The following is a 15,156-nucleotide window of genomic DNA, read 5'->3' as shown; positions in this document are numbered from 1 at the left end:
CTCGTCCCGGCGCTACACTCTAGTGAGCGTGTATTCCCGGGATGAGCAGTATGACCTTTCATCGCCTCGCGTCCTTCTTGCTGCTGTGCAGCCTCTCACTTCTTGCCGCCCCCCTGCGGGCGAGCGACGTCTTTACCCATATCAGCCCGGAGAGCGACCGGGATCAGCGCACTATCTATTTTCGCGAGCTGCTGCAGCTGGCGCTGGAGAAGACCCGCGACAGCTTCGGCGACTACGAGCTGCGGGCGGCGCCGCCGATGAACCGGATCCGGCTGCGGCAGGTTCTGCAGACCAACCTCTATCCCAACTTCTTTGCCGTCGATACGCCGCAGCCCGATAGCGGTGAGGCCCTCGACTATGTCCGCTTTCCGGTTGAGCTCGGCATCCTCGGCTATCGCATTTGCTTCGTCAGCCCGCAGCAGGCGAAGGCCATTGCCGGGGTGACCCGCTTCGAGCAGCTCAAGCAGTACCAGAACGTGCAGGGGCGCGGCTGGCAGGATGCCGCCATTCTGCGGGCGGCCGGTCTGCAGGTGCAGGAGGTGGACAGCTACGAACGGCTGTTCAAGCTGGTGGCACGCGGGCGGGCCGATCTCTTCTGCCGCGGCGCCAACGAGCTCTTCACCGAGCTGGAGCAGCACCGGGATCTGCCCGGCCTCACCGTGGAGCAGCATATCGCCCTGCACTACCCATTCCTCCATCTCTTTTACACCTTCAAGGAGAATCAGGCGGGGATCCGGCGCATTCAGGCCGGGCTCAAGCTGGCGTGGCAGGATGGGTCGCTGCAGCGACTCTGGCTGCACCACTTCAAACCCTCCCTCGATCAGGCCAGGCTCCATGAGCGGCAGTTGTTCGAGCTGCCCAATCCGTTGCTCAAAGGGATCGACTTTGATTACGACGCCTACCACTACGATCCGGTGACCGGGCGTTTTGGCCCCGGCTTGCCCTGAGTGAAGCGAAAACACGGCCAGCCCTGCGGCTGGCCTTTTTGCGCTGAAAATCATTCCAAAGTGGCATGATGTTTATTATTTAAATTCATTTTTAGAATGATTTTCTGCTGCATATACTGGCTTTGCTTCACGGTATCGGCGCAGCGACACTGTCCGAACCGTCCAGTTCAGGCGTCTTGGTGTCCGACATGAAGGCGTCCATCACCGATCGGGGCATGCCCCGGATTTGTTACCGCTGACGGAGCCTTCACATGTTCTCTTCTGCTACCAACGCGCTCATTGTCGAAGGGGGCGCCATGCGCGGCATCTTCGCCAGTGGCGTGCTCGATGCCTTCGTGGAAAGCCACCACTACCCGTTCGATTTCGTCATGGGCGTCTCGGCCGGGGCGACCAATCTGGTCTCTTACCTGAGCGAGCAGCCACGCCGCAGCCATCACATCATCACCGAGCTGGCCTGCAGCAGCGACTTTCTCGACCCGCTGCGCTTCGTCAAGGGGGGCGATCTGGTGGATATCAGCTGGCTCTGGCGAACCAGTCGTTACCGTTTTCCCCTCGATCTCGACACCTTCTCCGCCTGCCGCATTCCCTTCTATGCGGTCACCACCGATGTGGCGACCGGTGAAGCCGTCTACCTGCCGGTGCGCCCCGACAACATGGACGAGGTGCTGACTGCCACCTGCGCCCTGCCGGTGGTGCAGCACGAGACTCCCTCTGTCGATGGCCGTCCCATGGCGGATGGCGGCATCAGCGACTCCATCCCGGTGATCGAGGCCTATCGACGCGGGGCACGGCGGATGACGGTGGTGCTCTCCGAGCCGCGCGGTTATCGCAAGAAGCCGGCCCGCTTCTGCTGGATGGTGAAGGCGCTGCTCAAGACCCAGCCTGCACTGGCACAGGCGATGCTGGCACGGGATGTGGCCTACAACCGCGCCCTCGACTTTATCGAAACGCCGCCCGCCGATTGCGAGATCGAGGTGATCGCGCCACCGGCCGGTTTTCCGGTCTCCCGCTTTACCCGCGATCAGCTCAAGCTAGAGTCCGGCTATCTGCAGGGCTACTGGCAAGGGCGCCAGAGTCTGCTGCGGGCGGCTGGCGAGGTGATGGCAGTCGCCTGAGGGCCAAACATTGATTGGATGAGTCTGGCAGTATCAAAGGTCGGTTCATTCCTCTATTTGCGTTGTAGCTGTTGATCCGCCATCGGCATGACTTGCTAGCCGGCAGCAACCAGGTGACATATAGATTCATCCCATTATTTGATGGTTGATGACGGGGCATCCTTTTCCCTTATTTTCACCTATGTTGTTTTTGGTCGCTATTTATATGCCGGGGAGGATTGTCTGAAAATTGAAAAGGAATATTGTTATGGCAACCCAAGAGTTGGAATTGTGCGTAGCTGAAAGCCACTATTACAATATTGTCGCAGAGCTGCTTGAATATGCCGGTGTGACGATTAATGGCCCCCAGCCATATGATATCAAAATAAATAATCACCTCTTTTTCTCCCGGGTTATCAAAGAGGGGTCGTTGGGACTGGGTGAGAGCTACATGGATGGCTGGTGGGATTGCCCGCGGCTTGACATGCTGTTCCATCGCCTGCTGGTGGCCGGAGTTGAAGAGCGTGTTCCGCGTCACCTCTCCGACATTGCTTATGTACTCACCAGCCGACTGGTGAACAGGCAGAGTCGCAGACGTGCCTGGCAGGTCGGGCGGGAGCATTATGATCTTGGCAACGATCTGTTTGAACTGATGCTGGACCCCTATATGCAGTACTCCTGTGGTTACTGGGCCAGTGCCGATAATCTGGAGCAGGCGCAGAGCGATAAACTGCACCTGATTTGCGAGAAGCTGCGGCTGCAAAAGGGGATGCGGCTGCTGGATATCGGATGTGGCTGGGGTGGACTGGCACGTTTTGCTGCCGAGCATTATGGGGTGTCGGTGGTCGGTGTGACCATCTCGGCGGAGCAGCAGGCGCTGGCACAGGAGAACTGTTCCGGGTTGCCGGTCGAGATCCGTCTGCAGGATTATCGCGATCTCAACGAGCAATTTGACCGGATTGTATCGGTAGGGATGTTTGAACACGTCGGGCCGAAAAACTATGCGACCTATTTTGAGGTGGTCGCCAATAATCTGGTAGAAGATGGCCTTTTCCTGTTGCATTCCATCGGCTCAAATAAAACTGATTTGAATGTGGACAAGTGGATTGATAAATATATTTTTCCGAATGGTTGTCTCCCCTCGATATTGCAAATAGCCCAGAGCAGTGAAAAACAATTTGTCATGGAAGATTGGCATAATTTCGGTGCCGATTATGATCGCACCCTGATGGCCTGGCTGACTCGTTTCAATGCGGCCTGGCCGAAATTGAAGTCGCATTACAACGAGCGATTCTACCGGATGTTCACCTATTACCTGAATGCTTGTGCCGGGGCATTCCGGGCGCGGGATATTCAGCTCTGGCAGGTGCTGTTCAGCCCCAAAGGGGTGACCGGCGGGATCCGTGTACCCCGTTAGGGCGTGGGGCGCTGGTGCGAATGAAAAGGGGAACCTCGCGGTTCCCCTTTTGCATGCTTGAGTGGCAGCCTGTGTTTACAGCATCTGCTTGAGGCGATAGAGCAGATCCAGCGCCTGCCGCGGGGTGAGCTCGTCCGGACGCACCGCTTCCAGCTCATCGACTACCGGATGGCTCTGGGGCGCCATGGCCACCGGGGCCGGGCGAGATTCGCCACCGGCCACCGGGGTAGCGCTTTCCAGCTCGTGCAGTTTGTGACGGGCCTGCTGGATCACCGATTTGGGTACCCCCGCCAGCGCCGCCACTTGCAGACCGTAGGAGCGGCTGGCCGCCCCCTCCTGCACCGCGTGCATAAAGGCGATGGTGTCGCCGTGCTCCACCGCATCGAGGTGGACGTTGGCCAGCCCGCTCATCAGCTCCGGCAAGCGGGTCAGCTCGAAGTAGTGGGTGGCAAACAGGGTGTAGGCGCCAATCTTGCTCGCCAGCTGCTCGGCGCAGGCCCACGCCAGCGAGAGGCCGTCGTAGGTGCTGGTGCCGCGGCCAATTTCGTCCATCAGCACCAGACTGCGGGCGGTGGCGTTGTTGAGGATGTTGGCGGTCTCGGTCATCTCCACCATAAAGGTGGATCGGCCGGAGGCGAGATCGTCCGATGCTCCGATGCGGGTGAAGATGCGGTCGATGGGGCCGATGCGGGCGCTGTCGGCCGGGACGAAGGCGCCGATGTGGGCCAGCAGCACGATTAGCGCGGTCTGGCGCATGTAGGTCGATTTACCACCCATGTTGGGGCCGGTGATGATCAGCATCCGCCGCTCCCGCTCCAGCCGGATGGGGTTGGCGATGAAGGGGTCGGTCATCACCTGCTCCACCACCGGATGGCGGCCCGCCTCAATGATGATCTGATCTTCGTCGATGAGGGTGGGGCAGCGGTAGTCGAGGGTCTCGGCCCGCTCGGCCAGGTTGGCCAGCACGTCCAGCTCCGCCAGCGCGGCAGCAGACTCCTGCAGATCGCCCAGATGCGGCAGCAGGGCATCGAGCAGCTCTTCGTAGAGGCGTTTCTCCAGCGCCAGCGCCTGCGCCTGGGCGGTGAGCACCCGATCCTCGTACTTTTTCAGCTCGTCGATAATGTAGCGTTCGTTGTTCTTGAGGGTCTGGCGGCGGATGTAGTGGGCCGGCACCAGATGGCTGTTGGCGCGGCTCACCTCGATATAGAAGCCGTGCACCTTGTTGTAACCCACCTTGAGGGTGTTGATGCCGGTCAGCAGCTTCTCCCGCTCCTCGATGCGGGCGAGGCTGGCGGTGGCGCCGTTGGCCAGATCCCGCAGCTCGTCCAGCTCGGCGTTGAACCCTTCACGGATCACGCCGCCATCGCGGATCAGCACCGGCGGCACCTCCATCACGGCGCGTTCCAGCAGGTCCAGCAGCTCGGGGAAGGTGCTGGCCCGCTCGCGCAGCTGCTGCACCGCCTCGTGCTCGCTCTCCGCCAGCAGGCGCTGCAGTTCGGGCAGCTGGGCAAAAGCCTGCCGCAGCCGGGTGAGGTCGCGCGGACGGGCCGAGCGCAGGGCGAGGCGTGCCAGCACCCGCTCCACATCGCCGACCTGACGTAGCAGACCACCCAACTCGTCATAGAGGTTCTGCTCGATGAGCTCCGTGATGGTGCTCTGGCGACCTTTCAGGATCACCCGATCGCGGATCGGCTGGTGGATCCAGCGTTTGAGCAGCCGGCTGCCCATCGGCGTGGCGGTGCAATCGAGCACGGCGGAGAGGGTGTTGTCGTGACCGCCGGCCAGATTCTGGGTCAGCTCCAGATTGCGGCGGGTGGCGGCATCCATGATGACCGCGTGATCGGGCTGCTCGAGGCGCACGCTGCGAATGTGGGGCAGGGCGGTGCGCTGGGTGTCCTTGACGTACTGCATCAGGCAACCGGCAGCACACAGGGCGGTCTCGCTCTGTTCGACGCCAAAGCCCACCAGATCCTGGGTACCGAATTGTTGGCAGAGCAGCTTGCGGGCGGTACCGAGCTCGAACTCCCACTCCGGGCGTCGGCGCAGACCGCGGCGTCCCTCGACGTGGTGCAGGAAGGCGAAGGATTCGGGGTAGAGCAGCTCCGCCGGATTGGTGCGCTGCAGCTCCGCCAGCAGGGTCTCTTCCTTCTCGAACTGGTTGATGAAGAAGCGGCCGGAGCCAATGTCCATGGTGCCGTAGCCGAAGCGGCGGCCATCGTGATAGACGGCGGCGATCAGGTTGTCCTGTCGCTCGCTGAGCAGTGCCTCGTCGGAGACGGTGCCCGGGGTGATGATGCGAATGACCTTGCGCTCCACCGGCCCCTTGCTGGTGGCGGGATCCCCCACCTGTTCGCAGATGGCGGCCGATTCGCCGAGCTGCACCAGCTTGGCCAGATAACCCTCGATGGCGTGATAGGGCACGCCTGCCATCGGGATGGGGCTACCGGCCGACTGGCCGCGCTTGGTCAGGGAGATATCGAGCAGCTGGGAGGCCTTGCGGGCATCGTCATAGAACAACTCGTAGAAGTCGCCCATCCGGTAGAACAGCAGGATCTCCGGGTTCTCGGCCTTGAGGGTCAGATACTGCTGCATCATGGGCGTGTGGGCGCTGAGATTGGCGCTTGGCGCAGCGCCAGTAGCTTGGTGTTGTGCGGTCATGTTCTATTCCAGAAGGGGCCTCTGCGGGCCCGGGTCTGCGGTGATGAGCCTTGAGCTTGATGGCGCCATTCTACACATAAGCGCCGCGCCGGGGGAGGTTGGCTCGCGCCACCATTTGGCTGATGCGCGTCATCAGCCTTGTGACAATCAGCTCAGTTGCGAGGGGCTGCGGCGGGATCGCATAATGTGCCCTTTCCACGCATCAGAAGGAGCGGTGATGAAACTGGACGCAGAGATAGAGCACCTCGCCATCGAGCTGGGGCGGGCCCTTGGTCAGCGGGGCTGGCTGGCGGCGACCGCCGAATCCTGTACCGGCGGTGGAGTGGCTACGGCCATCACCGACATCGCGGGTAGCTCCGGCTGGTTCGATCGCGGCTTTGTCACCTACACCAACGAGGCCAAACAGCAGATGCTGGGAGTTAGCCGCGAGAGCCTTGAGCGGCACGGCGCGGTGAGCGAGGCGGTGGTGCTGGAGATGGCCCGTGGCGCGCTGGCGCACTCGTCTGCCTCCATCAGCGTTGCCATCAGCGGCATCGCCGGCCCCGGCGGCGCCACCGAGGGCAAGCCGGTCGGCACTGTCTGGTTCGCATGGGCCGACAGCAATGGCCGCCACCACTCCCTGCTGGCCCGCTTCGACGGGGATCGCCGGCAGGTGCGCCAGCAGGCGGTGAGACAGGCCTTGTCGGGTCTGTTGGCCCTGCTCAGATAAATTGGGCTTGATACTGTATGAATAGACAGTATACTTAGCCCAACTTCATTTTTTACTCACGATTTCCAGCGGAGATTGGCATGGATCAGAACAAACAGAAGGCACTGGCGGCTGCGCTGGGTCAGATTGAAAAGCAGTTCGGCAAAGGCTCCATCATGCGTCTGGGCGACAGCAAGACCATGGATATCGAAGCCATCTCCACTGGCTCCCTCTCTCTGGACGTAGCGCTGGGGATCGGTGGTCTGCCGTGTGGTCGTATCGTCGAGATCTACGGCCCGGAATCTTCCGGTAAAACTACCCTCACCCTGCAGGTGATCGCCGAAGCCCAGAAGAAGGGCAAGACCTGTGCCTTCGTCGATGCGGAGCACGCGCTGGATCCCATCTATGCCGCCAAGCTGGGCGTCAACGTCGACGACCTGCTCATCTCCCAGCCGGATACCGGTGAACAGGCGTTGGAGATCTGCGACATGCTGGTTCGCTCCAACGCCGTTGACGTCATCATCGTCGACTCCGTGGCGGCCCTGACTCCGAAAGCGGAAATCGAAGGCGAGATGGGTGACTCCCACGTTGGCCTGCAGGCCCGTCTGATGTCCCAGGCGCTGCGCAAGCTGACCGCCAACATCAAGAACGCCAACTGCCTGTGCATCTTCATCAACCAGATCCGGATGAAGATCGGCGTCATGTTCGGCAGCCCGGAGACCACTACCGGTGGTAACGCGCTCAAGTTCTACGCCTCCGTGCGTCTGGATATCCGTCGTACCGGCGCCATCAAGGAAGGCGACGAAGTGGTCGGTAACGAGACCCGCGTCAAGGTAGTGAAGAACAAGGTGGCTCCTCCCTTCAAGCAGGCCGAATTCCAGATCTTCTACGGTGCCGGCATCTCCAAAGAGGGCGAGCTGGTGGATCTCGGCGTCAAGCACAAGCTGATCGACAAGGCGGGTGCCTGGTACAGCTACAACGGCGAGAAGATTGGTCAAGGCAAGGCCAACGTGATGAAACTGTTCGCCGAGAACAAGGCGCTGGCTGGCGAAGTGGAAGCCAAGCTGCGCGAGCTGCTGCTCTCCGGTGCCGTACCTGTCGATGACAAGGCTGCATCGGTTGAGGCAGAAGAGTTCGATGCCGAAAGCGAACAAGAGTTCGAATAAGGAACAAAGGAAGGCCGGGTAGATACCCGGCCTTGTTATTTATGATGGTAGATGAATCCGTGACCGAACCGCTCGAGCCCGCCGAGCCGACCTTTGCCGAACAGCTGGCCGCTGCCCGCGGCTATGCCATGCGCAGTCTGGCCCGCCGCGAGAGTGCCGAGTCGGAGCTGGCCAGACGCTTGCGCCAGCAGGGCTATCAGGAAGAGGTGATCGAGGCGGTGGTCGACTACTGCCGCGGTTATAACTGGGTCAATGACGAACGCTATGGTGCCATGGCGGTGCGGGCCGGTGCCGCCAAGGGACATGGCCCGCTCAAGATCCGTTTCGACCTGCGTCGCAAGGGACTGAACGATGGCCAGATCGATGCCGCTTTCGAGCAGCCGGAGCTGGACTGGTTTGAGCTCGCCTTCGCTCTGCTGGAGCGACGGGCAAAAATTGCCGATCTGGCCGATTTCAAGCTGCGGATGAAGTGGCTCAAATATCTGCTGGGGCGCGGCTTTACCCAGGATCAGGCCCGTTATGCCATCTCGGCCCTGCAGGAGCGAGAGGAGTAACGCCACTGCGTGGCAACAGTCGTTTCAGCTCTCCTTTTTGTATGTTTTTCCTGCCGGCTCAGTAGCTTGCGAGCGCAATCCCGAAAAAGCCGCCTTTTGTTCATCTCATCCCTCTTTATGCGCTGCTTTTTTGCCTCTCGACAGTGAAAAAAGCCACTGTGGGCAGCGGCGCTCTTTTCTGGCCCGTTTATGTGCGCTTTTTCGCCCGTGGCGGCCCTGTCCGTTTTACTTTACCCCGCAGAAAACTTACATTAATGCGGTTAAAAGTCCGTATTCGAATCAAGCAGGATTTTCCATGTATATGTCCACGTCAGAGATTCGCGCTGCGTTTCTCGAGTATTTCCGTTCCCAGGGGCACCAGGTTGTCTCCTCCAGCTCGCTGGTACCGCATAACGACCCGACCCTGTTGTTTACCAACGCGGGTATGAACCAGTTCAAGGATGTGTTCCTTGGCGCAGACAAGCGTGCCTACAATCGCGCGACGACTTCCCAGCGTTGCGTGCGTGCCGGTGGTAAGCACAACGATCTGGAAAACGTCGGCTATACCGCTCGTCACCACACCTTCTTCGAAATGCTGGGCAACTTCAGCTTCGGTGACTACTTCAAGCAGGATGCCATCAAGTTTGCATGGGGCTTCCTGACCGAGGTGCTGCAGCTGCCGAAAGATCGCCTGCTGGTGACCGTCTACGCGACTGACGATGAAGCTTTCGACATCTGGGAAAAAGAGGTCGGTGTCCCGGCCGATCGCATCGTGCGCATCGGTGACAACAAGGGCGCCCCTTACGCTTCCGACAACTTCTGGGCGATGGGCGATACCGGCCCGTGCGGTCCCTGCACCGAGATCTTCTATGACCACGGCGATCACATCTGGGGTGGCCGTCCCGGCTCACCGGAAGAGGATGGCGACCGTTTCATCGAGATCTGGAACGTGGTGTTCATGCAGTTCAACCGTCAGGCTGACGGCACCATGGAGCCGCTGCCGCGTCCGTCCGTGGATACCGGCATGGGTCTGGAGCGTATCTCCGCCATCATGCAGGGTGTGCACTCCAACTACGAAATCGACATCTTCCAGGCGCTGATCAAGAAAGCGGCCGAGATTGTCGGCACCACCGACCTGAGCAACCAGTCCCTGCGCGTTATTGCTGACCACATCCGCTCTTGCGCCTTCCTGGTGGCAGATGGCGTGATGCCGTCCAACGAAGGTCGTGGCTATGTGCTGCGTCGCATCATCCGCCGCGCCGTTCGTCACGGTCGCAAGCTGGGCGCTACCGATGTCTTCTTCTACAAACTGGCTGCCGAGCTGGCAGTGCAGATGAAGGATGTCGCTGCCGAGTTGATCGCCCAGCTGCCGCTGGTCGAGCGTGTGCTGCGCATCGAAGAGGAGCAGTTCGTCCGCACGCTGGATCGCGGTCTGCTGCTGCTGGAAGACGCTCTGGCCAACCTGGGCGATGCCAAGGTTATTCCGGGCGAAGTGGTGTTCAAGCTCTATGACACTTACGGCTTCCCGGCCGACCTGACTGCCGACGTGGTGCGCGAGCGCGAGATCGGCATCGACGAAGAGGGCTTCAAGGCCGAGATGGAGAAGCAGCGTGCTCGTGCCAAGGAAGCGTCCAGCTTCGGCGTGAACTACAACGAGATGCTCAAGCTCGACTTCGAGACCCCCTTCACCGGTTACAAGACCCTGAGCGAGCGCACTCGCGTGGTCGGCATCTACAAGGGTGTGGAAGAGGTGAGCGGTCTTATCGCCGGTGACGAAGCGGTCATCGTGCTGGAAGAGACCCCCTTCTACGCCGAGTCCGGCGGCCAGATTGGCGACAGCGGTACCCTGAAAGTGGACGATGGCATCTTTGCCGTGACCGACACCCTGAAAGCGGGCAAGGCGATCATCCACAAGGGCTACATGGAGCTGGGCACCCTGGAGAAAGGGGCCGAGGTTGAGGCCGTGGTGGACGCTGACCGTCGTCAGGCCATCGCCCTGAACCACTCCGTAACTCACCTGCTGCACGCTGCCCTGCGTCAGGCTCTGGGCGAGCACGTCACCCAGAAAGGTTCTCTGGTTGGAGCCGAGCGCATGCGTTTCGACTTCTCCCACTTCGAGGGGCTGACCATGGCGACCATTCGCCGGGTCGAGGAGCTGGTCAACAACCAGATCCGCGCCAACCACGAAATCACCACCCAGCTGATGGATCTGGAAGCGGCCAAGTCCGCCGGTGCCATGGCGCTGTTTGGTGAAAAATATGAAGACGACGTGCGTGTCGTGCGCATGGGCGACTACTCCACCGAGCTGTGCGGCGGTACTCACGCCAAGCGCACCGGTGATATCGGCTTCTTCAAGATCATCGCCGAGAGCGGTATCGCTGCTGGCGTGCGCCGTATCGAAGCGGTGACCGGCAAAGCGGCCATCGACTTCATGCACCAGGTTGGCGAGCAGATCGAAGAGGCTGCTGCCTTGGTGAAAGGCGACCAGTTCTGCATCGCCGACAAGGTTCGCCAGATGCTGGACAAGGCCAAGATGATGGAGCGCGAGCTGGAGCAGCTCAAGGCCAAGCTGGCTGCTCAGGCCGGTAACGACCTGCTGGGTCAGGTGATCGAGATCAACGGTCAGAAGGTGCTGGTTGCAGCGCTGGAAGGGGCCGATCCGAAATCCCTGCGCGGCATGCTGGACGAGCTGAAGAACCAGATGAAGTCCGGTGTTGTGTTGCTGGCAACCTGTGCCGATGGCAAGGTCAACCTGATTGCGGGCGTCACCAACGACCTGACCGGCAAGGTCAAGGCCGGTGAGCTGGTCAATCTGGTTGCCCAGCAGGTGGGTGGCAAGGGCGGTGGCCGTCCGGACATGGCACAGGCGGGTGGTACCCAGCCTGAGGCGGTGCCGGCAGCGCTGCAATCCGTTCACTCCTGGCTGGAAGAGCGCCTGTAATCGGGCGAGGTGATCTGTGGCACTCTATGTACAGAAGTACGGCGGCACCTCGGTCGGCACACTGGAGCGGATCGAGGCGGTAGCTGAGCGGGTCGAGCAGACCCGCGCCCAGGGACACGACGTGGTGGTGGTTGTCTCCGCCATGTCGGGCGAAACCAACCGGTTGCTGGGCATGGCCCAGCAACTGGATCCTGATGCCAACCGGCGCGAGATGGATGTACTGGTCTCCACCGGTGAGCAGGTCACCATAGCGCTGCTGGCCATCGCGTTGAACAAACGCGGTTGCCCGGCGGTCTCGATGACTGGCGATCAGGTACGGATTCATACCGATTCCGCCTATGGTAAGGCGCGCATCACCCACATCGACACCGAGCTGGTTCATGCCGAACTGGCTGCGGGCAAGGTGGTGGTGATCGCCGGTTTCCAGGGCCGTGACGAGCATAACGCCATCACGACGCTGGGCCGCGGCGGTTCGGATACCACGGCAGTTGCCGTGGCGGCGGCCATCAAGGCCGATGAGTGCCAGATCTTTACCGATGTGGATGGGGTATACACCACGGATCCGCGCATCGAGCCCAAGGCTCGTCGTCTCGACACCATCACCTTCGAGGAGATGCTGGAGATGGCCAGTCTCGGCGCCAAGGTGCTGCAGATCCGCTCGGTGGAGTTTGCGGGCAAGTACCGCGTCCCGCTGCGGGTGCTGTCGAGCTTTGTCGACGGAGAGGGAACCTTAATCACATATGGAGGTGAGAGGATGGAAGCTCCCCTGGTATCCGGGATCGCTTTTAACCGCAACGAGGCCAGCCTGACCATTCTGGGTGTGCCGGACAGACCGACCGTGGCTGCGCAGATCCTGAACCCGATCAGCGACGCCAACATTGATGTCGACATGATTGTGCAAAATACCCTGGGAGATGGCACCGCCGACTTCACCTTCACGGTGAATCGTGACGACTACCGCCGTGCCCGTGCGCTGCTGGAGGAGACCGCCACTGAGCTGGGTGCCTCCTGCGTGCAGGGGAATGGCGAGATTGCCAAGGTCTCCATTGTCGGTGTCGGCATGTGGAACCATCCCGGTGTTGCGCGCACCATGTTCAAGGTATTGGGCGAGGAGGGGATCAACATGCAGTTGATTTCTACCTCTGAAATCAAAATCTCGGTGGTGATTGACGAGAAGTATCTGGAGCTGGCGGTGCGGGCCCTGCACGCCGCTTTTGGATTGGATCAAGCGCCCCAAGAGCAGCCTTTGGGCTAACAATCGCTGATTGATTTAGTTTCAACCATTTACCATATCGGTATCTTTGTAAGATAATGTCGCATATCGATATAAAAACAAAACAGGATACAGGAGCAAGCGAATGCTTATTTTGACTCGTCGTGTAGGGGAAACCCTGATGATTGGTGATGAAGTGACTGTCACCGTACTGGGCGTTAAAGGTAACCAGGTCCGTATCGGTGTTAACGCGCCGAAAGAGGTCTCCGTACACCGCGAAGAGATCTACCAGCGCATCCAGGCTGAGAAAGTACCGGGTCAATCCGGCTTCTAAGCGGCTTTAATGGCTGTGACAAGGCGACACCTCATGTGTCGCCTTTTGTTTTTTAAGGCCAGGCAAAACCGCGCTGCAAGGTGCAAAAGAGCGGGATAAGTGTCGATATTGTTTGAATATTCCACGCTTTGGCCAAATGCTGAGCGAACACGCTTTTTTCTCCAAAAAAGTGTTTGACTAAAAATCCCTGTGAAGTATTATCAGCCCCGCAAACGGAGAGGTGGCCGAGAGGCTGAAGGCGCTCCCCTGCTAAGGGAGTATGCGGCTTATACCCGCATCGGGGGTTCGAATCCCCCCTTCTCCGCCATTTTGCGCCCGTAGCTCAGCTGGATAGAGTACCTGGCTACGAACCAGGTGGTCAGAGGTTCGAATCCTCTCGGGCGCACCATATTCGACTCTTTGGAGTCATGTGTTGGCCATCAGCAAGTCAGCACTGAAAAAGGCTTACTGTTGAGTAAGCTTTTTTTATCGTTTGAAAACAGGGCGCCCGTAGCTCAGCTGGATAGAGTACCTGGCTACGAACCAGGTGGTCAGAGGTTCGAATCCTCTCGGGCGCACCATTTCAAACAAATACAATGATTTATGAGCGCCCGTAGCTCAGCTGGATAGAGTACCTGGCTACGAACCAGGTGGTCAGAGGTTCGAATCCTCTCGGGCGCACCATGTTTCAAGCAGTGCAACAATTTATGAGCGCCCGTAGCTCAGCTGGATAGAGTACCTGGCTACGAACCAGGTGGTCAGAGGTTCGAATCCTCTCGGGCGCACCATATTTCAAGTAGTGCTACAAGTTGTGAGCGCCCGTAGCTCAGCTGGATAGAGTACCTGGCTACGAACCAGGTGGTCAGAGGTTCGAATCCTCTCGGGCGCACCATACAGACAGCCTCGACTTCGGTCGGGGCTGTTTTTTTATGAGTATTTTCCACCCTCTACCATCTCGCTTGTTCCCGCTAATGGTACTGCAACGGCCTCTTCCCAGCTTGCTGCAACACCCGTATTCCCACTTCTTCCTGCCCGTTTCCCCTCGTTAGCCTACAGCGTCAAAACCTCGCTGTTTGCTGTGGCTGATCTTGCATGCGTGGATACCTGTTCACTATCGCTAAATGCCTTTAACACGCTCCTGCGCGGTTTGGGGGCAATAAAAAAGGATGCTGCAGCATCCTTTTTCAGTAGGAGTGATTCACTCAGCTTTTCAGCCATTTGCGAATGCGGTTGGCATCGCCGACCGGGGTGCGTTTGCCCACCGAGTTGAGCAGCACGATGGCCAGCTCGCGGTTGTCCGGCTTGGCCCGCATCACCAGGCAGCGGCCCGCTTCATCGGTAAAACCGGTCTTGGAGAGGCGCACATCCCAATCCGGGTTTTTCACCAGCGGGTTGGTGTTGTTGAACATCAGGCTGTAGGCTGGGGTGCTGAAACGCATCTCGCGGTTCTCGTCCTGAGTGAACTGGCGGATCAGCGGCTGGCGATAGGCGGCAGCCACCAGCTTGGCCAGATCCTGCGCGGTCGCGACGTTGCGGGTCGAGAGGCCGGTGGAGTCGTAGAAGTGGGTATTGCGCATGCCCAGCTGACGGGCCTTGTTGTTCATGGCGCGCACGAAGGCGCTGCGGCCGCCCGGGTAGTGGCGGCCGAGGGCCGAGGCCATCCGGTTCTCGGAGGACATCAGCGCCAGATGCAGGGCGTCGCGGCGGGTCACCTTGGTGCCCATGCGAATGCGTGAGTGGGTGTGCTTGACCCGGTCGATGTCATCCTTGTCGACCGTGATGATCTGATCCAGATTCTGCCGGGCTTCCAGTACCACCAGCGCCGTCATCAGCTTGGTGAGGGAGGCGATGGGGCGGGCCTTGTTGGCATTCTTCTGATAAAGGGTCTTGCCCGAGTTGACGTCTACCACCAGTGCGCTTTCCGAGCGTACATCCAGCTTGGCAGGGCTGGGGGCGGCACCCGCCGCAGGCAATCCCAGCATTCCCATCAAGCCGACAACCAGCGCAACTGCGCGAATCCGACACCGCATACTACCGACTCCATTCCCATCGAAAAAAGGCGCTAGATTCACTCATTTTTGACCGGGCTTTACAAGGGGCGATCGAGACTATTTCTGCGCTTTGCGCAAAAGCGGGATCAAAAAAGCCCTCCATGGGAGGGCTCTTCGTGCAGGCATGGTCAGCCG

The 15,156-nt window shown here is 59.9% G+C and carries 11 protein-coding genes and 6 tRNA genes; 15 read left to right on the top strand and 2 right to left on the bottom strand.

Features of this window, described 5'->3' with window-relative positions; genetic code table 11:
- Positions 1-50: 50 nt before the first annotated feature.
- The 3 genes from AAHA41_RS10660 (at position 51) to cfa (ending at position 3,458) form a co-directional block, all read left to right on the top strand.
- On the top strand, positions 51-947 hold the full coding sequence (locus AAHA41_RS10660; protein ID WP_320655443.1) for a hypothetical protein: 897 nt from the start codon (positions 51-53) through the stop codon (positions 945-947).
- Positions 948-1,198: 251 nt separating this feature from the next.
- Positions 1,199-2,062 (top strand): patatin family protein, encoded by an 864-nt coding sequence (locus AAHA41_RS10655; protein ID WP_041210815.1) that lies wholly within the window; start codon positions 1,199-1,201, stop codon positions 2,060-2,062.
- A 247-nt stretch (positions 2,063-2,309) separates the two neighbouring features.
- Positions 2,310-3,458: a cyclopropane fatty acyl phospholipid synthase gene (cfa, locus tag AAHA41_RS10650; protein WP_041210816.1), complete on the top strand. Its 1,149-nt coding sequence runs from the start codon at positions 2,310-2,312 to the stop codon at positions 3,456-3,458.
- Positions 3,459-3,533: 75 nt separating this feature from the next.
- Here cfa and mutS read toward each other — a convergent pair whose 3' ends face one another.
- Complete coding sequence (gene mutS / locus AAHA41_RS10645) at positions 3,534-6,116, bottom strand: DNA mismatch repair protein MutS (protein WP_323070502.1); 2,583 nt, start codon at positions 6,114-6,116, stop codon at positions 3,534-3,536.
- A 217-nt stretch (positions 6,117-6,333) separates the two neighbouring features.
- On the opposite strand from mutS, the gene pncC reads away from it, so the two are divergent.
- The 12 genes from pncC (at position 6,334) to AAHA41_RS10585 (ending at position 13,862) form a co-directional block, all read left to right on the top strand.
- A complete protein-coding gene (gene pncC, locus AAHA41_RS10640) occupies positions 6,334-6,825 on the top strand; it encodes a nicotinamide-nucleotide amidase (RefSeq protein WP_033115928.1) in 492 nt (163 codons plus the stop codon).
- Between the two features lie 80 nt (positions 6,826-6,905).
- Positions 6,906-7,970 carry a recombinase RecA gene (gene recA / locus AAHA41_RS10635; RefSeq protein WP_043851986.1) on the top strand — a complete coding sequence of 355 codons (1,065 nt, stop codon included), beginning with the start codon at positions 6,906-6,908 and terminating at the stop codon, positions 7,968-7,970.
- 44 nt (positions 7,971-8,014) lie between these two features.
- Complete coding sequence (locus tag AAHA41_RS10630) at positions 8,015-8,524, top strand: regulatory protein RecX (protein ID WP_323070519.1); 510 nt, start codon at positions 8,015-8,017, stop codon at positions 8,522-8,524.
- Positions 8,525-8,819: 295 nt separating this feature from the next.
- The gene (gene alaS, locus AAHA41_RS10625; RefSeq protein ID WP_042033273.1) at positions 8,820-11,444 is read left to right on the top strand and encodes an alanine--tRNA ligase; all 2,625 of its coding nucleotides are present in this window, start codon (positions 8,820-8,822) and stop codon (positions 11,442-11,444) included.
- A 16-nt stretch (positions 11,445-11,460) separates the two neighbouring features.
- Positions 11,461-12,699 carry an aspartate kinase gene (locus AAHA41_RS10620; protein ID WP_041210820.1) on the top strand — a complete coding sequence of 413 codons (1,239 nt, stop codon included), beginning with the start codon at positions 11,461-11,463 and terminating at the stop codon, positions 12,697-12,699.
- 103 nt (positions 12,700-12,802) lie between these two features.
- Complete coding sequence (gene csrA / locus AAHA41_RS10615) at positions 12,803-12,991, top strand: carbon storage regulator CsrA (RefSeq protein ID WP_005305164.1); 189 nt, start codon at positions 12,803-12,805, stop codon at positions 12,989-12,991.
- Positions 12,992-13,205: 214 nt separating this feature from the next.
- Positions 13,206-13,298, top strand: a tRNA-Ser gene (locus AAHA41_RS10610).
- A 4-nt stretch (positions 13,299-13,302) separates the two neighbouring features.
- A tRNA-Arg gene (locus AAHA41_RS10605) sits at positions 13,303-13,379 on the top strand.
- Positions 13,380-13,474: 95 nt separating this feature from the next.
- Positions 13,475-13,551, top strand: a tRNA-Arg gene (locus AAHA41_RS10600).
- A 26-nt stretch (positions 13,552-13,577) separates the two neighbouring features.
- Positions 13,578-13,654: transfer RNA gene (locus tag AAHA41_RS10595), tRNA-Arg, on the top strand.
- Positions 13,655-13,681: 27 nt separating this feature from the next.
- Positions 13,682-13,758: transfer RNA gene (locus tag AAHA41_RS10590), tRNA-Arg, on the top strand.
- 27 nt (positions 13,759-13,785) lie between these two features.
- Positions 13,786-13,862, top strand: a tRNA-Arg gene (locus AAHA41_RS10585).
- Between the two features lie 310 nt (positions 13,863-14,172).
- Here AAHA41_RS10585 and pbpG read toward each other — a convergent pair.
- Positions 14,173-15,000, bottom strand: a complete 828-nt coding sequence (gene pbpG / locus AAHA41_RS10580) for a D-alanyl-D-alanine endopeptidase (RefSeq protein WP_124241562.1) — start codon at positions 14,998-15,000, stop codon at positions 14,173-14,175.
- Between the last annotated feature and the right edge of the window lie 156 nt (positions 15,001-15,156).

Origin of the sequence: Aeromonas sp. SER (genome assembly GCF_038739615.1) — a bacterium.
Lineage (GTDB): Bacteria > Pseudomonadota > Gammaproteobacteria > Enterobacterales > Aeromonadaceae > Aeromonas > Aeromonas jandaei.
The sequence above is the reverse complement of the archived record's forward strand: the minus strand, read 5'-3'. Positions and strand labels throughout refer to the sequence as shown.